This window comes from Desulfovibrio faecalis, assembly GCF_053570625.1.
In genome coordinates, this window is the sequence record NZ_JBRBQR010000001.1 from 1,140,403 (window position 1) to 1,158,003 (window position 17,601).

The window sequence follows — 17,601 nt, forward strand, 5'->3', positions numbered from 1 at the left end:
AATTATGAGTCAGTCAACTTTGCAGCGACTTTCATTTCTCGACAGGTTCCTGACACTGTGGATTTTTCTCGCCATGTTTGCTGGCGTGGGGCTTGGTTGGGCTGCGCCGGGTGTAAAGAACGTCATCAACTTTTTTCAGGTAGGCACCACCAACATTCCCATTGCCATCGGTCTTATCCTGATGATGTATCCGCCGCTGGCGAAAGTGAAATACGAGCAGCTTGGTCGGGTGTTTCGCGATAAAAAGGTTTTGCTGCTTTCGCTGGTGCAAAACTGGGTGATCGGCCCGATTCTTATGTTCTTGCTGGCGATAGCCTTTCTTTCCGGCAACAACAGCTACATGGTGGGACTCATACTGATCGGCCTGGCCCGGTGCATTGCCATGGTCATCGTGTGGAATGACCTTGCCGGGGGCGACAGGGAATATTGCGCGGGGCTTGTGGCCTTTAACGCCATATTTCAGGTGCTGTTTTTTTCCGTCTATGCCTATGTGTTCATCACCGTGCTGCCCGGCTGGCTTGGCCTTTCGGGCGCGGTGGTAGACGTGAGCATGGGGCAGATTGCCGAAAGCGTGTTTATTTACCTCGGCATCCCCTTTATCGGGGGCCTTGTTTCCCGCTTCTACGGACTCAAGGTCAAGGGGCTGGACTGGTACGAGAATGTTTTTATTCCCCGCATCAGCCCCTGGACGTTGCGGGCGCTGCTGTTCACCATTGTTGTGATGTTCTCTCTCAAGGGCGAGTACATTGTGCAGCTGCCCATGGATGTGGTGAAGGTTGCCGTCCCCCTGCTGATTTACTTTCTCATTATGTTCCTGCTTTCATTCTATCTTTCATGGAGGGCAGGGGCCAACTACGAGCAGTCGGCTACGTTGTCGTTTACCGCCGCATCCAACAACTTTGAGCTTGCCATTGCCGTGGCCATCGCCGTTTTCGGCCTCAATTCCGGCGAGGCCTTTGTGGCGGTTATTGGCCCCTTGGTGGAAGTTCCGGTGCTCATCGCCCTTGTGAATGTGGCTCTGTATATTCGCCGCAAGTATTTTGTCGGGCGGGAAACGGCCTGATCGGCCTTGCCCGGGAATTTTTGCTGATCTGGCTGAAACATGCCCGTAATTGAAGAAGGCCGCCCAAAAGGCGGCCTTCTTCGTGTTCAGTAAGTATTGCTAGTCATCGCATGATGCGTTCAGGCAGATTGAAAATAATGGTCAGCCCCTTGGGGAGAGGTTCAGGGGGCGGGAGCCGCACGCCGCTTCTCTGGGTTCGCACGATGGCGTTCTGGGCGGAGTTGTCAAAATACTTGTTTCCAAAGCTTTTTATGAGCTTGTATGCTACAATTTCTCCGTCTGGCGAGACATTCACATCTATTGTGCAAGACATGTGTTCATCCTTTGGTGATGAAAATGCCCAATACTGACGCACAGTCTCCATAAAACTGTGCATGTAATTTTCCATTGGTGACATTTTTTTGGTAGCTACAATAGAAGTTATATCTTTTTGCATCTGTGCGGAAGGTGGAGTTGAATTCCTTGCACAGGACCATATGAGCAGTATAGTTAACGCAGTAATGAATAATAGTCTGTTGTCATTGTGTGTATGCATTGAGATTTTTCCATAAACCAGGGTTACGAAGACATTATTTACATAAAACACACACATCGTTCTTTATCAGCCTACACCTTACGCTTGTTTTTTAATAGCCCTCAGCGGCGCCCACGCATGTTGGGAGTTTTATACATCCTCCTAGTTTTCCAGAAAAATAGTCACAGCCACAGGTCGTAGGCAAGTACGCACATGCGCGCAATAAAATACTTAGTTAGTAGGTATTAAATGATATATGTCCATTTTTATTGACATAATTAGTGCAGTTAAAAATTAGCTGTGGTACTAAGCAAATGATACCATCTTACTATGATATCAGCCCGCGATGGCAGTGGCTGCACGTAGTAGGGAAACCTTTTTATGGCGCACTGCTATATACTTTACGTTGGGGTTAACTGCATGAAAAAGTTGCTTATTCTTGGTGCTGGCGCTGGCGGAACCATGATCGCCACGAAAATGAGAAAGCTCTTGAGTGAAAGAGAATGGGAAATAACGCTGATTGACCGGGATCCCGTCCATCACTACCAGCCCGGCTGGCTTCTGATTCCGTTCGGGGTTGATACGCCGCAGGGTTGCGTTCGTCCCAAAAAGGATTTTATCGCTCGCGGAGTTAATTTCGTGATCGATACGATCACCGCTGTGGATCCTATCCAGCGCAAGGTCGAATGCAAAAACAGCACCCACACCTATGACTGGATTGTTGTTGCCTCTGGCGCGAGAATCGCTCCCGATGAGGTGCCCGGCCTTCTGGACGACTGGGGCGGTAAGATCCACAACTTCTACACCCATGACGGCGCTGCGGCACTTGGCGACAAGCTGAAGCACTTCAAGAAGGGACGTCTTGTTCTCCACATTTGCGAAACCCCCATCAAGTGCCCGGTTGCGCCTCTGGAATTTGTGTACATGGCCGACTGGTACCTGCAAAAGATGGGCGTGCGCAAAGATGTGGAAATTGAGCTTGTCACGCCGCTTACGGGGGCTTTTACCAAGCCGGTTGCCAACAACATTCTTGGTGCGCTGTGCGAGCAGAAGGGCATCAAGGTTACCACCAACTGGACTGTGGACAGCGTGGAAGCCGACCGCGCCGTGATCGCTTCCGTCACGGGCGATGAAATCCCCTACGACCTGCTGGTGAGCATTCCCCCGAACCTTGGGCAGGAATTCCTCATCGAATCAGAAGTCTCCGACGTGACCGGCTTCATCGATACGGATAAGGAGCTGCTGAAGTCCAAGAAGTTCGGGAACATGTATATCATCGGCGACGCAACAAACGTCCCCGCGTCCAAAGCCGGCTCTGTGGCCCACTTTGAAGCGGACGTGATCGCCCAGAACCTGATGGCCGACATTGAAGGAACCGACAACTATTACAGGTTTGACGGCCACACCAACTGCTTTATCGTCACTGGTTTTGAAAAGGCCTCGCTCATCGACTTCAGCTACGCTGTGGAACCCCTGCCGGGCATGTTCCCGCTGCCTGGTGTTGGCCCCTTTGAGCTGCTGGGCGAAAGCCACATCAACTATTGGGGTAAGCTCATGTTCAAGTGGGTGTATTACAACCTCATGCTGAAAGGCCATGAACTCCCGTTTGAACCCAATATGTATCTTGCAGGGAAAGATACCTCCTTGCTGAGAAGCAAGTAGACCGGAGGGATCATATGACACCTGAAGATAAAATTCTTGAGCGGCTGGAAGCCATCGAAGGCAGGCTCAGCGACCTTCAAGCGAGCAAGGAAAGCAGCAACATGCTGCTGAGCGAGCTGACGCCCATTGGAAACCATGCCTTCCGCCTTATTGTTGAAGAGATGGAAACCCTCAATGGCAGGGTTACGCTTGACGATATTCTGGATCTGGGCCGCAAGGGCTTGCTGACTGTTCCCCGGCTTACGTGGCTGCTCGACCAGCTCGAGAACGCCACCGACCTGTGGAAGATTATGCACCCTGCGTTTGCGCCGACCTTTCCGCATATCATCGAAAAGATGGGCGAGTGGGAAAAGGATGGCGTGTTTGAAAAGATGTCTGCGCTTAAAAACGCCGGCGGCAGCCTGCTTGGCTCCATGAGCCCGGAAGACATTGCCAAAACGGGCGAAGGCCTGGCCTTTTTGATCAGCCAGTTGCAGCGCCTTGCCGACCCCGGCCTGCAAGCCAAGATCACGAACCTGATCGGCATGCTGGGCGAGATAGACACGGCCAATGTGAAGCCCACGGGCGTTTTTGGCCTTATTGGGGCGCTTGGCAGCGCGGAAGGCAAACAGACCCTTGGCCTGCTTGCCGAACTGATAAAAGTAGCAGGAAAGTACACGGGCCAGAGCGCGTCCAAATAACCGAGAGGTTATCTGACGGGTTCCCCGGAACTGCCCGTTTATAAAGCAAAAGCCCGCCGAAGTTCTGCAACTTCGGCGGGCTTTTGCTTGAAGAGTTCTTGGTGATCGGTGCCAGCTAAATTCTGAAGTCAATTTTTATTCAAAAAGCAGTTTCACACGCATTCCGTTTGATTCTGGTGGAGATTGTGAAAACTGATGGCTACAGGGTCGTTCCTGAATCGCGCTTCTGTTCTTTTTCTTTGAACTGGGCGGCTTCTTCTGGTGTTGCGAGTCGTATATACTTCAAGTCTGGTTTTACTTTATCAAATATCGGCTTGGTAACTTCTGAAAGCTGAGGGCGACCTGCCCAAAAACCGATGCCTATTCCACCTTCGATGTAATAAGTCTGACCCGGTTGAACATCCAAGGTGACAGAAGATCTTGCTTCTGTTTCAGCCGAATATGTATGTTTACCCGGGGTTGCGCGGTATGCGAAATAGGAGCCAGCTTTCAGAAGTCCAATGTTGTTAGTATCTTCAGTTATGAAATAGCTCATTCCGCCACCAGTAAATGCCCACTCGCGAAAGAAGACAATAGCGGCGCTTTGTTCATCGGCTTGTATTTGTGGAGGCGACTTCTCCTCCACATAATCACCACGAAGCGGCATTTTTGCGCAACCTACAGAAAAGAGGAATAGTAACGCTACGATACAGAACGAAAGCAGCTTGTTCATAACACCTCCAAATTTTATACTTGTTTATCAGTTTTGAGATATCGCCTCAACCTAGGTATGGGATAAGAAGCGTTGTTCCCTAGTTATGCGGTTTTTTTCATTATTGCTTCTATGTTTGACAAGAGATTTGATCTATGTTTTCAGGCATTAAAGTTTAAATAAAAATGAATAGAAAAACGACCCAAGAACGGGAGAGGCCATGCGGCAAAAATTTATAATTGATGGAGCACGGTTTGATACGCTTGATGACTTTTTTTGTGAAGTGGATGCCGTATTCACCAAGGATCTTACGTTCAAAACAGGTCATAATCTTGATGCTTACAACGATATCTTGCGCGGCGGATTTGGTCGGCACGAACGGGGAGAGCCTATAGCGATTCTTTGGAAAAATGCTGCCAAAAGTCGATTAGATTTTGGCTATCCAGCTACTGCAAAATATTATGAAGAAAACATAAATATTTGCCATCCTGTAAACCGAGATATTGTAAGAAAAAAAATGCATGCTGCGCTGAATGAAACGGGCCCGACGCTTATGGATAGAATTATAGAAATTACGCTAGCGAGTAATAATTCTGGGCACGACTGCACACTGGAATTTGAGGAATAAAATTATGGCAAAGTAGTGGTCAGCGAGTTTTGCGGAACCAACTATTTATAAACGCAAAGACCGCCGAAGTTGTGCAACTTCGGCGGTCTTTGTCTGAACAGTTCTTGGTGGGCCCACCAGGACTTGAACCTGGGACGGGCCGGTTATGAGCCGGAGGCTCTACCAACTGAGCTATAGGCCCCAAGGAGGGGAAATATAGCTGCAAGGCTGGCTTCGGTCAAGTGCGCGTATCGGGCAGCGTTGGGCGGGCCGCAAAAGCTGCCCCTTGCTACATGGCGTTGCCCGCTTCCAGCAAGGAAATCTGCTCGTCCATGGCCTTTTTTAGCGGGGCGGGCAGTCCCATGATGTCCACGTTCAAAAAACCCCGCACAATGGTGGCGGCGGCTTCGTCTTCGTCCAGACCGCGCGCCATGAGGTATTCAATTTCCTCCTGCGCGATCTTGCCCACCGCTGCCTCGTGCGAAAGCTCCACGCCGTCCTGGTTGCTGTCCAGCTCGGGGATGGCGTGCATGCGCCCACCGCCAAGAATCAGCCCCTTGCATTCGAGGTGCCCCTTGGCGGGTGCGGCGGAAGCGCCGATAAAGCCCCGGTTGATGACCGTGCCGCCCGTGGTGACAACGCGCGAGATGATTTCGCCGCGCGTATCGGGGGCCGCAAGGTCAATGCGGTTGCCGCAGTCCACATGGGAGCCGGTGGGGGCCACTACAACGGAGTTGAAGCGGGCCACGGCTCCGGCTCCAGCCAGGGTCATGGTGGGGTACATTTGCAGGTCGCCCACGGGCTTGAGCAGAATGTAGTTGTTCTGAAACTCGCCCCCGGCTTCCACAATCCCGGCGGAACGGGGGCGTACAGTCGTGCTGCTGCCCCAGTTGTGAATCATGGTAAAGGTCAGCTTGCCGCCTTTTTCCACATAATATTCGGTCACGCCCAGGTGGGCGGCATCGTTGGCATCGTGCGCAGTGGCGCAGCCGCCAAGAATGTGCAGCTCCGCGCCTTCTTCAACAATCACGATGTTGTGGATGCTCTGGCCCGCGCCGTGCCCCTTGATGAACATGCAGGACTGCACGGGCTGGGCGATTTTGACGCCCTTGCGCGCCCGCACAAAGTAGCCGCCGTTGCAGTGCTCCTGCGCCATGCGCGTGAATTCGTCCTTTTCAGGATTCAGCAGCTTCCAGAAATACTGGGGCAGGCCGTCGAACTTTTTCAGCGCCGTGCGGATGTCCATGAGGTCGAGGCCTTCATGGCGCGTTTCGCAGTGCACTCCAGCGTGGTTGAGCTGCATGAACGCGCCGCTTGCGGAGCTGTCGTTCACATCGATGCCAGCCAGCACCAGACGTTCCTGATCCTCGCGGGGCAGGGCGGCGAGGTTTTCAATGGGTGCGGCGTTTTCGCCGCCGCTGAACTGAAAGCGGGAAAGATTGACAGAACTCATTTAAGGGGCGCCTCCGCAATTTTGCCAAGCATGTCGCCGGTGAGGCAGCGCAGACATTCCTGATAACCGTGGGTAGCGATGTGATCCAGAATTTCGCGGGGCCGCGCTTCGCAGCACAGCTTGCCCCGATACATGACCTGCCCCCGGTGGGCATTGACGTATTCAAGGATATGACCGGTGTGGGTGATGATAAGACCGCTGGTGGAGCGCACCTTCTCCCGCTGCCGCAGCGTGGCGCAACATCGGTCGGGCGTGCCGTCAAGCAGGTAGCGCACTGTTTTACCCACAAGCGCCATATTCTCAAGGTCAACGCCGGATTCTGGCTCGTCAAAGAGCAGCAGGTCTGGCTTCTGGGCCATGAGTTGCAGCAGTTCGGAGCGCTTGATTTCGCCGCCGGAAAAGCCCGCGTTCACATCGCGCTTGAGAAAATGGTCAAAATGCACCTTGCGGGCCATGTCTTCTATATCCATCTTGCGCCCGCGCCCGCACAGTTCCACCAGCTTGCCCGTGGGCAGGCCATGAATGGTGGGGGGCCGCTGAAACGACATGCCGATGCCGAGGCGCGCACGCTCGTACATGGGCGCGTGGGTGATGTCTGTGCCTTTGTAGATGATTTGCCCCTGCGTGACCTCATACCCCGCAAAGCCCATGAGAGTCATGAGCAGGGTGGTTTTGCCGGAGCCGTTGGGGCCAAAAAGAATGAATGTTTCGCCAGGGCGGATGTGCAGATCAATGCCCTTGAGTACGGGCGTACCCTTGACCGAAACATGCAGGTCACGGATTTCAAGCATCTTCTTCTCCGGTTTCGCCCAGATACTCCAGCACATCGTAATGCACGTGATCCAGAATATGGGTCAGCCTGGAAACGCATTCCTCGCCCACGGCGCTGCCAATCAGGGTGACAATAAAGGCCGCGCGCTTGGAATTGACCAGCGCTTCATAGCCAGGATCAGCGGAATACGGAATGGCCCGGATGGAATCGCTGAATTCCTGAAGTTTTGCTTCATCGAGATATTTGATGGGCTGGGGCTCGTTGTCGAGATAGGCGATGCCGTCCCGCAGCTCCAGCATGATCGGTTTGCCACGCAGATACGCGATGCACACTTCCATGGTAATCCCCTTGGTTTTGTGATGCCGCATAGTGGCAAACTTGCCACCCCCTGTCCAGAGATGCGGCGTATTCAGATGCCTGTCTTTATTGGAGCGTGGCGAGGTGCAACGGCGCTGTTTAAGCGCTGGCGCGCCTTTGGCGGATATGCGGCATATGTCGGATATGGTAAAAAAATGCGCAAGCCAGATCACGCAACTCTGCGCGGCCGCAGGGTTTTGTTCCCCGCTGCCGCGCAGCAGACAGCCCGGTGGGCAGGAATTATTTGTGCCGGGGCGTCATGTTGAGGCCTCATGCAAGGCCAAAGCGTAGGGCGGCGTAGCCCACCACCTTGCGCGTATCGCCCGATGCCGTGGCTGAAGTGTCGTACAGGCACAGTTCCGCCCATGGTTCGCCCAGGGCGCGGGCGGCAAACAGGGCAAGGGCCATGGGGGCCGCCCCGCACATGGTGATTTTTTCACGCTGCACCATGGTGAGCAGGCCTTCCGGGTCGCAGGCCAGCGCCTGCGAAAGGGCGAAAGCGTCCTTGCGCATGGTGGTTTCCTGATTTTCGTAATGGTTCATGTCGGAGCTGACGATGACGCCGATCCGCTCGGCCTTGCTTTCGTACTGGCGGATGACCTCCGCCAGCGCCAGCCCCGCTTCCTGCAAGATTTTGTGTTGCATGGTGCCCACGCACACAGGGGTGATGCGGCGGGTCGCGCCGGGCGTACCCTGCGGCGGCATGCATTGCAGAAAAGGCAGCAGGACTTCTATGGAATGCTCGTCAAGGTGCGAGTGCAGGTCGGGCGCAAAACCGCCCTTGGCGCACAGGCTGGCGGCCAGCTCCGCATCCACGTCAACATTGCCCAGCGGGGTACGCCACGCGCCATCCGGCCACACGCCAAGGGGCGCGCCCCTGCCCGTGTGGTTGGGGCAGAGCATCACGAGCCGCTCCGGCAGGCTGGCTCCGGCTGTGGTTTTGTTCCAGGGGCTCATGAGCGCGGCCCCAACCACCTTGCCGCAGTAAACGTAGCCAGCATGGGGAAGCATAAGGCCGCGCAGGCTTGCAGAGGCCTTGCGCTTGGCGTCAATGGGCGCATTTGCAGACAAGGCTTTTCCAGCCGTGAGGTATGACTTGATTTCCTTTTGCAGCTCACCGGGCGAAGCGGGATAGAAACGCCCGGCTGCGACAGGTTCACGTTCGGGCATGAGTACTCCTCGCTGGCGCGTCAGTTCAGCCCGCCCAGCAGGGCATAGTGGGTTTCCATGTATTCCTGAAGGCCCTCGCGGCTGCCTTCCCGGCCAATGCCGCTGAATTTCACGCCGCCAAAGGGCGTTTCGGCGGCGGCAAGGCCCGCATCGTTGAAGCCAGCCATGCCGTACTGCAATTTGTTGAACAGCCGCCAGATGCGCGGCATGTCGCGCGTGCAGACATATGAGGCCAGGCCGAATTCCGTATCGTTGGCAAGGGAAATGGCTTCTTCCTCATCGTCAAAAGTCATGACGGCAGCCACCGGGCCGAATATCTCTTCGCGGAAAATACGCATCTCCGAGGTCAGACCCACCAGCAGGGTTGGCTCGTAAAAATTGCCGCCAAGGCTGTGGGGCTTGCCGCCGAACAGCACTTGCGCGCCTTTTTCCACAGCGTCCTTGACCAGAGCATCAGTGTGGGCCACGGCATCGGCATTGATGAGCGGGCCCATGTCGGTTTCCGGTTTGAGTCCGTCGCCCACGCGCATGTCGCTAATGTGATCGAGCAGATTGGTGGCGAAGGTTTCCACCACGCCGCTCTGCACCAGAAAACGGTTGGCGCATATGCAGGTTTGCCCGGCATTGCGGAATTTGCAGGCCATGGCCATGGTCACGGCCTTGTCCATGTCCGCATCGTCAAACACAATAAAGGGAGCGTTGCCGCCTAGCTCCATGGAAATGCGCTTGAGCGTGGGCCCGCACTGGGTTGCCAGTTGCAGCCCCACCGCCGTTGAGCCGGTAAAGCTGAGCTTGCGCACCAGCGGGTTGGAGGTAATCTCGTTGCCGATGCGCCGCGCACTGCCCGTAACAACGTTGAAAACCCCGGCGGGGATGCCCACCCGCACGGCCAGTTCCGCCATTGCCAGCGCGCTATACGGCGTGGCGCTGGCGGGTTTGACCACCATGGTGCAGCCCGCCGCCAGCGCAGGGGCCACCTTGCGCGGGATCATGGACATGGGGAAGTTCCACGGCGTGATGGCCGCAGCCACGCCTACAGGGGCATGACGGGTGATGGCCTGCACCCCGTGGCGGTATACGGGCGTGACCTCGCCGCTGAAGCGGCGGGCTTCTTCCGCGAACCAGGGAAAGTATGACGCGCCCTGAAGGATCTCTGCTCTGGCCTCGGCCAGGGGCTTGCCTTCTTCAAGGGTAAGCAGGCGGGCCAGATCTTCAATGTTCTCGGCAATGGCGCGTTCCCAGGCGTGGAGCAGGGCGCCGCGTTCCAGAGGCGTCCGTGCGCTCCAGACAGCAAATGCCGCCTGCGCGGCCTCAATGGCCTCGCGGGTTTCGGCCTCGCCGCAGTTTGGCACGGTGCCCAACTGCTTGCCGTTGGCGGGATTAACGACTTCAATAACGCTTTTGTCGGCCGCATCGCGCCAGTGCCCATTGATGAGGCACTGGCTGCGGAACAGCTCCTGATCGTGCAGAATACGGTACATAAAACCCCCTGTTATGAGCCCCCGCAGGGCATCAGAACAGCTGCATGCCGTCAAGCCAGTGATGTTTGACCCTGCCGCGCAGGGGCTGACCCAGAAATGGCGTGTTGCAGCTCTTGGAATAGAGGTTTTCCGGCCTGGGAACCCATGTTTCGTCCGGGTCAAGCAGGAAGAAATCTGCTGGATCGCCGGGGGTAAAGCCGTTGCAGGGCAGGTTGAAAATTTCTGCCGGGCGGCGGCTCCACAGCCGGTGCACATCGGCCTCTGTCAGCACGCCTTCGGCCACCAGCCCCCAGGTGAGGCTGACAGCCAGATCAAGCCCGGTAAAGCCGCACATGGCATCATCCAGTGTGCCTTCTTTTTCGTGGGCGGCGTGGGGGGCGTGGTCTGTGGCGAGTATGTCGATGGTGCCGTTTTTCACGGCGCGGCGCAAGGCCTCGCGGTCTGCGGCGGTGCGCAGTGGCGGGCTGACCTTGGCCTGGGTATTGTAGCCCTCAAGGGCGGTTTCATCCAGCAGCAGATAGTGGGGGCAGGTTTCGGCAGTCACCTTGACGCCGCGCGCCTTGCCCCAGGCGATGCAGTCAACGGTCAGCGCTGCGGAAACATGGGCGATATGCACGGGCACGCCAAGGTATTCGGCCAGCATGATGTCGCGCATGGCCTGATTGGCCTCGCCAGCGGCGGGCTGCCCCTTGACGCCCAGCAGGCCGCTGGTCACGCCTTCGTGCATGCGCCAGCCCTTAGCCAGATGCGGGTCTTCGCAGTGGTCTATGAGCACCAGATCAAGGTCTGCGCCGTATTCCATGATGCGCCGCACAAGCTCCGCGTTTTCCAGCGGGCGGCCATCGTTGGAAACAGCCACGCAGCCCGCTTCCTTGAGTTCCGCGAGGGGGGCCATTTCCTCGCCCTTGAGGCCCACGGTGGCGGCGGCAATGGGGTGGAGGCGCGGGCCGTTGGGGTGGCTTTTGCGGGCGCTGTCGAGCATGGCGCGCGTAATGCTGGCCGTGTCGTTGACGGGCTTGGTGTTGGCCATGCACATCACCGCGCCAAAGCCGCCCCGCGCGGCGGCCTCGAGGCCGGAGGCGATGTCTTCCTTGTATTCAAAGCCCGGTTCACGCAGATGCACGTGGGCATCGATGCAACTGGGCATGAGCACAAGGCCCCTGGCGTCAAAAACTTCACGGCTGTCGTAGGCGTGGTGGCCTGCCGGGGTCATGGTGACAATCTTGCCGTGCCGCACCAGCAGGTCTACCGGGGCTTCAAGGTGGCGTGCGTTCTTTATCAAGAGGCTCATGCGCGTACTCCATCGTTGCGCGTGGCCAGCAGATAGAGCACGGCCATACGCGTGGCGACGCCTGCGGCCACCTGATTCAGCACCAGGCTCGCGGGGGCGTCTGCTATGTCATTGGAAATTTCAAGCCCACGGTTCATGGGGCCGGGATGCAAAACCTTGGCCTCGGGCGCGGCAAGGGCCAGCTGGCTGGAGCCAAGGCAGAAACGGCGGGAATATTCCGCAAGGTCGGGCAACAGGCCCGCCTGCTGGCGTTCAAGTTGCAGGCGCAGACACATGACGGCGTCCACATCGCGCACAGCTTTGTCCAGCTCCGTATAGATTTCCACGGGCCAGTGCTCCACCCCGGCGGGCAGCAGGGTGCGCGGGGCGCACAGACGCACCTTGACGCCCAGCATGGTGAGCAGGTGCATGTTTGAGCGGGCCACGCGGCTGTGGGCGATATCGCCCAGAATCAGCAGGGTGCGCCCGGCAAAGCGGTTTTGCCACGCCTGCCGCAGGCTGTAGCAGTCGAGCAGGGCTTGGGTGGGGTGGGCATGCCAGCCATCGCCGCCGTTGACGATGCCGCAGGGCAGCAGCTCCGCAAGAAAGCGCGCCGCGCCGCTGCTGGGGTGGCGGATGACAATGACATCCGGCCCCATGGCCTGAAGGGTGAGGCCCGTATCCTTGAGGCTTTCGCCCTTGTTCAGGCTTGAGCCTGATTTTGCCAGGGAATAGGTGTCGGCGGAAAGGCGTTTGCCCGCAACATCAAAGGACGTTTTGGTGCGGGTGCTGTTTTCCACGAAAAACAGCACAACAGTCTTGCCCTTGAGGGTAGGCACCTTTTTGACCGGACGGCTGTTGATTTCCTGAAAGCTGGCGGCCAGGTCCAGCAGGTGCATGGTGTCTTCCGCGCTCAGTTGGGTGACGTCCAGCAGGTCTTTGTGGGGCCAGTGGTAGCGATTGTCGGTATTCATGACGTTGCGTTGTAAAAAGGTCAAAAAAAATCCCCGTTGCTATACAACGGGGGAATACGAAAAACGCCTGCAAATGCGAAAAAAATCAGGGAGGCCGGGGGCGCTGTGCTTGCCCTGCCATAGGAAATTGCGCAAACGGGCGTTGGTCTTCATAAGTAGCAAATGTAGGCGCGCTTGGGCGCTTTGTAAAGCAAAAAGTCGGTTGACGCTTGCAGGGGCATTGTCTAGTTGTAAGCGTACCGCGCACTGATGCAGACGTTTTGCGGCGCGGCTGTAAGTATCTTCAGCGAGGAGAACCACATGCTTGTGTCTCTTGTGGCCTACGTCTTGTGCGGGGCTGTGGCCGGTGTTCTGGCCGGGCTTCTGGGTGTTGGCGGCGGCATTGTTCTGGTGCCCCTGATGGTTGCCATTTTCCCCACAGTGGGTGTTCCCGCCCAGTATGTGCAGCAGATGGCGCTCGGCACATCGCTTGCCAGCATCATGATCACCTCCATCTCCAGCGCGCGGGCGCATAATGCCCGTGGCGCCGTGCACTGGGATATCTTCAAGGCCATTACCCCCGGCATTCTTGTGGGTACGTTCTTCGGTGGTCTTGTTGCCACCCATATGCCCACCATGTTCCTGAAGATATTTTTTATCTGCTTTATCCTCTTTGTGTCGGCGCAGATGCTCTCCAACTACCGGCCCCCGGCCAGTCGCGATCTGCCCGGCAAGATGGGAACCGCTGGCGTGGGCGGAGTCATCGGCCTTGTGTCGAGCTTTGTGGGTATCGGCGGCGGTACGCTTTCCGTGCCGTTCATGACCTTTTGCAACGTGCCGCTGCACCATGCCGTGGGCACCTCTGCCGCCATTGGCTTTCCCATTGCCGTGGCGGGTACGCTGGGCTTTATTGTGGGCGGCTGGGGCAGGCCTGATCTGCCCGCCATGTCGCTTGGCTTTGTGAACCTGTGGGCGCTGCTGGGCATTGCCACAGCCAGCTTTATGACCGCTCCGCTTGGAGCAAAGCTTTCGCATGCCTTGCCTGCCGACAAGCTTAAGAAAGGTTTTGCCTGTTTTTTGATCCTGGTGGCCTTGAAGATGATCTGGGGCCTGGTGTAACGTAGACCCATGAAGCTTCAGTCGTACAACAAGGCTCTGGCCGAATCGGTGATCTGGAACCTGCTCTGGCTTACGCTGGGGGCGGTTCTTATGGCCATATGCATTCAGAGCGTGGCCGCGCCCCATGGCTTCCTTTCCGGGGGAGTCATGGGCGTGGGCCTGCTGGTCAATTACTGGACAGGCACGCTCACGCCGTTGGTCTGGTATGCCCTGCTGTGCGTTCCTGTGTACGCATTGGGCTGGTTTGGCGTGGGCAAACGTTTTTTGCTCTACACGGCCTACGGAACCCTTTGCACCACGTTGTTCAGTTTTTTCATCACCTTTGAAATTCCCATTACCAACGAAGTGTACGCCACCGTGGTGGGCGGGGTGCTGCACGGCGCAGCTTGCGGCATCATGCTGCGCACGCTTGGCAGCAGCGGCGGTACGGATGTGGTTGCCGTGCTGCTCAAGGAACGTTGGAGCGTACCCATCGGGCAATTCAATTTTCTGTTCAATTCCCTGCTGTTTCTTACGGCGGCCTCGCACATGGCGCTGGACCTCATTGTTGCTTCCATGCTGATGATGTTCATTTCGGCCAGTACGCTGGAATATGTGCTGGGCCTGTTCAACCGGCGCAAGCTTGTGATGATCATTTCTGACCACGGTGAAGAAATCAGCGAGGCCATTTTGGTGACAGAGCGCTTTGGCGCTACGCTTGTACGCGGCAAGGGGGCCTATTCCGGCTCCGACCGCGAAATTCTGCTCACCGTCACCAACAATGTGGCGCTCAAGCGGCTGGAGAATCTGGTGTTCAGCATTGATCCGCGCGCTCTGTTCATTGTGGAAAACACGTTCTATGTGTCGGGCGGGCAGTTTGCCCGCAGAAGCCGTTGACGGCGGAGGCCCCATGAACCCTGAAGCCACGGAATTTCCTGAATCTGACGAGCCGTCGGGGGCCTTGCTGGCCATCAGGGCCAAGAGCATTCTGACCCTTGGTGGCGAAGGCCCGGCACGGGCCGCCCGCCTTTTTGCCCCGCTGAAAAAGATCGATAACGGCGTGCTGCTGGTGCGTAGCGGGCTGGTGGAGGATGTTTTGCCGTGGTCGCAGGCAAAACTGCCCGCAGGTACGCTGGTGCGCGACGTGGGCGCTGTTTGTCTTGCGCCTGCCTGCGTCAACGCGCACACGCATCTGGAACTTTCGCATCTGGCGGAGAAAACCCGCTGGGGGCGTGGCTTCACCGCCTGGCTGCAAAGCCTTATTCCCCTGCTGGGCGCTGCCCCGCAGGCGGATGCCGTGGAAAGCGCCTGCGCCGCGCTGGCCCTGTACGGCACGCTGTATGTGGGCAACATCACTGGATCCCTGCCCGGCGGCACGGTTCTGGCCGATGCGGCCTGCAATGAGGCGGGGCTGACCGCAAGCCATTTTTGCGAATGGTTTGGCTTTGGCGCGCCCTTTGCCGATGGTGAACGCCCCTGGCCGCCGCGTTGCCGTCAGGCTCTGGCTGATGATCCATTTCTCATGGCCCGTTGCGCTCCCGGCGGGCATGCCCTGTATTCCACCGGGCCGGAAATCCTCAGCGCCGCGCGGCAGGACTGCTCCCGCATGGGGCGCGTGTTTTCCTTCCACCTTGCGGAATCGCCCGAAGAAACCCAGTTGCTCACATCGGGCAGCGGGCCTTTGCGCGATCTGTACGCCGGGGGAGTGCTGCCGCCAGACTGGTCTGCGCCGGGTTTGCGCCCGCTGGCCTATGCGGTGAAGCTGGGCCTGCTCGGCCCCGGTACTCTGGCCGTGCACGGCGTACAGCTTGATGCGCAGGAAGTGGAAGTGCTGGCAGCCAGCGGCGCGGCCCTGTGCCTGTGCCCGCGCTCGAACCGCAATCTTGGCGTAGGGGTGCCGCCTGTGCGCGAACTTATGGAAAGCGGCGCGCTGTTGTGCCTTGGCACGGACGGGCTGACCTCCAACCGCGATCTGGATGTGCGCAAAGAGGCGGTGTGGCTACGCGAAACAATGGACGTGCCGCCGGAAGCTCTGGTGCGCATGCTGACGGTTAACGGCGCTGCCGCTCTGAATCTTCTGGGCTGTGGGGCTGGGCGGCTGGAAAAGGGCGGGCCTGCGGATTTTTGTGTACTGCCAGAAAACCTGACCTACTAGCCATCCACGAGCCAGCAGCGCCCGGCAAGGGTCGCGAACAGCTTTAATGCCTCTGAAGGCAGCTGTAAATGCCTTGAAATTATTCTCGATTACCTGTGTTTGTGTTTGGCGCATAAAGTCCTTGTCAGGGTAATTTGTTGCTGGCAGTATTCGCCCAGCAGACTGACGCCGTTACGGCATGTATCGCCAGCCTGCCGGGTGCGCCGCCAGGGGGTATTTGCGGCTTATCCGGGTTTGGGGATGCCGACCGCGTTATTACTGCAAGCGGCTTGCCGCTTTTTCTTAACCTGCGCCAAGAAGGACAACATGACCGAGGAAGTTTTGGATTGGAAGGAAGCCATTGCCAGGGTGCTCAACAAGCGTGACATGTATGTCAAGCTGCTTGCCAAGTTTATCGAGACAGAGCGCGACACCCCGTCAAAGGTGGCTCAGGCCCTGAAGAGCGGCAACAAGGAAGAAGCCCGTAACCTTGTGCACAGCACCAAGGGCGCAGCCGCCAACCTGGGGGCCAAGGCGCTGGCCGCCGCTGCGCTTGAGCTTGAAATGGCCGTCAAGGCCGGGGCGGATACCGACCGCGCCATGAGCCATTTTTCTGCCGCGCACATGGACACGCTTGTGACCATGCACGCCTTTATGACGCAGTAGGCTGACTTTGCTGAAAAAGTTGAGCCCCTCCGCTGGAATGTCCGGCAGAGGGGCTTTTTTTATGGCAGCAGGTGTGCGCGGGCCTGTTTCTGGCCGGTGATCCCTGCAATTTTGAAGTACTACGAGAGGGGCAGGTTGGATGCGCTTATGCAAAAAGCCCTCACCCCCGCAAAATATTTTAATGCCAGTCTGTCACAACCCTAGGGGCAGAAGCATTCGTGCGTTTCGTCCATGAACTGCTCAAGCTTTGCCACCGCCTTGCGCAGTTCGTTCTCAACCTGCTGGTGTTTCTCCGGCGTGTCGCGAAAGGCTGGCAGGGAGACGCTCATGGCGCAGTCCACGCGTCCGGCAAAAGTAACAGGCACAGCGTAGCAATGCAGCTGCGGGTTGATTTCGCCAATATCTCTTGCGATGGCCCCCTGACGTACCCTTTGCAGCTCTTCCAGAAAGGCGTCCATGTCAAAAGGCTCGGTGCAGAGCTCCCCGGCAAAAAGGGCGACCACTTCCTCCCTTTTGCACTGGCTGAGCAGCGCCTTGCCCAGAGCCGTTTTGCGGGCTGGCATGCGCGACCCCACGCGCGATATGATCTGGATAGGCTCGCGCGAATCCACCTTGGCTATGTAGAGCACCTCGGTATGGGAGAGAATGCCCAGCTGGCAGATTTCGGCGCAGGCGTCCACCACCTGCCGCATGCAGGACTGCGCCTGTGCCATGAGTGGATCCTGCGTGCGAAAACCCTCTGAAAACAGGTACAGGCCCCGTCCTAGTTCATACCTACCAGAAAGCTTATCTCTGCGAACAAAATCATGCTGTTGCAGGGTTTCAAGAATAGGCGAGATCGTGCCCTTGCTGCTGCCGATGCACTGGGCAAGCTGGGTAAGCGTGAGGCCGTGTTCTGTATCAGCCAGGGCTTCAAGAAGTGAAATGACCCGCTGGGTCGGCATGTGGACAGTCGTTTTTTGTTGGTCTTGCATGCCCATTGTTTTGCACGGAAAAATAATTTTTTCAAGAAAGGGTCAAGGGGATGCTT

18 protein-coding genes and 1 tRNA gene are annotated in these 17,601 nt (G+C 57.3%); 8 read left to right on the forward strand and 11 right to left on the reverse strand.

Going from position 1 to position 17,601, the window contains the following annotated elements; all coding sequences use genetic code 11:
• Window positions 1–4: 4 nt before the first annotated feature.
• Window positions 5–1,063, forward strand: coding sequence for an ACR3 family arsenite efflux transporter (gene arsB, locus ACUZ79_RS05060; RefSeq protein WP_449250892.1), 1,059 nt, complete (start codon window positions 5–7; stop codon window positions 1,061–1,063).
• Window positions 1,064–1,166: 103 nt separating this feature from the next.
• Here the strand turns inward: arsB and ACUZ79_RS05065 are convergent, their stop codons facing one another.
• Entirely contained in the window at window positions 1,167–1,655 is a 489-nt protein-coding gene (locus tag ACUZ79_RS05065; RefSeq protein ID WP_449250893.1) for an energy transducer TonB, read from the reverse strand.
• 342 nt (window positions 1,656–1,997) lie between these two features.
• On the opposite strand from ACUZ79_RS05065, the gene sqr reads away from it, so the two are divergent.
• Both sqr and ACUZ79_RS05075 read left to right on the forward strand, forming a co-directional pair.
• Window positions 1,998–3,239 carry a type III sulfide quinone reductase, selenoprotein subtype gene (gene sqr, locus ACUZ79_RS05070; RefSeq protein WP_449250894.1) on the forward strand — a complete coding sequence of 414 codons (1,242 nt, stop codon included), beginning with the start codon at window positions 1,998–2,000 and terminating at the stop codon, window positions 3,237–3,239.
• A 14-nt stretch (window positions 3,240–3,253) separates the two neighbouring features.
• A complete protein-coding gene (locus tag ACUZ79_RS05075; RefSeq protein ID WP_449250895.1) occupies window positions 3,254–3,919 on the forward strand; it encodes a DUF1641 domain-containing protein in 666 nt (221 codons plus the stop codon).
• 199 nt (window positions 3,920–4,118) lie between these two features.
• On the opposite strand, the gene ACUZ79_RS05080 is transcribed toward ACUZ79_RS05075, so the two are convergent.
• Window positions 4,119–4,631: a DUF2846 domain-containing protein gene (locus ACUZ79_RS05080; protein ID WP_449250896.1), complete on the reverse strand. Its 513-nt coding sequence runs from the start codon at window positions 4,629–4,631 to the stop codon at window positions 4,119–4,121.
• A gap of 199 nt (window positions 4,632–4,830) precedes the next feature.
• On the opposite strand from ACUZ79_RS05080, the gene ACUZ79_RS05085 reads away from it, so the two are divergent.
• A complete protein-coding gene (locus ACUZ79_RS05085) occupies window positions 4,831–5,238 on the forward strand; it encodes a barstar family protein (RefSeq protein ID WP_324836455.1) in 408 nt (135 codons plus the stop codon).
• Window positions 5,239–5,343: 105 nt separating this feature from the next.
• On the opposite strand, the gene ACUZ79_RS05090 is transcribed toward ACUZ79_RS05085, so the two are convergent.
• The 8 genes from ACUZ79_RS05090 to ACUZ79_RS05125 form a co-directional block, all read right to left on the reverse strand.
• Window positions 5,344–5,419: transfer RNA gene (locus ACUZ79_RS05090), tRNA-Ile, on the reverse strand.
• Window positions 5,420–5,506: 87 nt separating this feature from the next.
• Window positions 5,507–6,670: a SufB/SufD family protein gene (locus ACUZ79_RS05095; RefSeq protein WP_449250897.1), complete on the reverse strand. Its 1,164-nt coding sequence runs from the start codon at window positions 6,668–6,670 to the stop codon at window positions 5,507–5,509.
• Window positions 6,667–7,461, reverse strand: a complete 795-nt coding sequence (locus ACUZ79_RS05100) for an ABC transporter ATP-binding protein (protein WP_449250898.1) — start codon at window positions 7,459–7,461, stop codon at window positions 6,667–6,669. The genes ACUZ79_RS05095 and ACUZ79_RS05100 overlap by 4 nt, the downstream gene beginning before the upstream one ends.
• Window positions 7,454–7,780 (reverse strand): hypothetical protein, encoded by a 327-nt coding sequence (locus ACUZ79_RS05105; RefSeq protein ID WP_240823902.1) that lies wholly within the window; start codon window positions 7,778–7,780, stop codon window positions 7,454–7,456. Before ACUZ79_RS05105 ends, ACUZ79_RS05100 begins: the two co-directional genes overlap by 8 nt.
• 289 nt (window positions 7,781–8,069) lie before the next feature.
• Window positions 8,070–8,969, reverse strand: coding sequence for an AmmeMemoRadiSam system protein B (amrB, locus tag ACUZ79_RS05110; protein ID WP_449250899.1), 900 nt, complete (start codon window positions 8,967–8,969; stop codon window positions 8,070–8,072).
• A 20-nt stretch (window positions 8,970–8,989) separates the two neighbouring features.
• Window positions 8,990–10,450, reverse strand: coding sequence for an NAD-dependent succinate-semialdehyde dehydrogenase (locus ACUZ79_RS05115; protein ID WP_449250900.1), 1,461 nt, complete (start codon window positions 10,448–10,450; stop codon window positions 8,990–8,992).
• Window positions 10,451–10,481: 31 nt separating this feature from the next.
• Window positions 10,482–11,741: a dihydroorotase gene (locus tag ACUZ79_RS05120; RefSeq protein ID WP_449250901.1), complete on the reverse strand. Its 1,260-nt coding sequence runs from the start codon at window positions 11,739–11,741 to the stop codon at window positions 10,482–10,484.
• A complete protein-coding gene (locus ACUZ79_RS05125) occupies window positions 11,738–12,694 on the reverse strand; it encodes an aspartate carbamoyltransferase catalytic subunit (RefSeq protein WP_240823906.1) in 957 nt (318 codons plus the stop codon). The genes ACUZ79_RS05120 and ACUZ79_RS05125 overlap by 4 nt, the downstream gene beginning before the upstream one ends.
• Before the next feature lie 300 nt (window positions 12,695–12,994).
• On the opposite strand from ACUZ79_RS05125, the gene ACUZ79_RS05130 reads away from it, so the two are divergent.
• From ACUZ79_RS05130 to ACUZ79_RS05145, 4 genes are all read left to right on the forward strand, one after another.
• Complete coding sequence (locus tag ACUZ79_RS05130; protein WP_240823907.1) at window positions 12,995–13,792, forward strand: sulfite exporter TauE/SafE family protein; 798 nt, start codon at window positions 12,995–12,997, stop codon at window positions 13,790–13,792.
• Between the two features lie 9 nt (window positions 13,793–13,801).
• Window positions 13,802–14,668, forward strand: a complete 867-nt coding sequence (locus ACUZ79_RS05135; RefSeq protein WP_449250902.1) for a YitT family protein — start codon at window positions 13,802–13,804, stop codon at window positions 14,666–14,668.
• 13 nt (window positions 14,669–14,681) lie between these two features.
• The gene (locus ACUZ79_RS05140; RefSeq protein WP_240823909.1) at window positions 14,682–15,926 is read left to right on the forward strand and encodes an amidohydrolase family protein; all 1,245 of its coding nucleotides are present in this window, start codon (window positions 14,682–14,684) and stop codon (window positions 15,924–15,926) included.
• A gap of 306 nt (window positions 15,927–16,232) precedes the next feature.
• Complete coding sequence (locus ACUZ79_RS05145; RefSeq protein WP_240823910.1) at window positions 16,233–16,571, forward strand: Hpt domain-containing protein; 339 nt, start codon at window positions 16,233–16,235, stop codon at window positions 16,569–16,571.
• A 200-nt stretch (window positions 16,572–16,771) separates the two neighbouring features.
• Here the strand turns inward: ACUZ79_RS05145 and ACUZ79_RS05150 are convergent, their stop codons facing one another.
• Window positions 16,772–17,515: an IclR family transcriptional regulator gene (locus ACUZ79_RS05150; protein WP_449250903.1), complete on the reverse strand. Its 744-nt coding sequence runs from the start codon at window positions 17,513–17,515 to the stop codon at window positions 16,772–16,774.
• Window positions 17,516–17,601 lie beyond the last annotated feature (86 nt).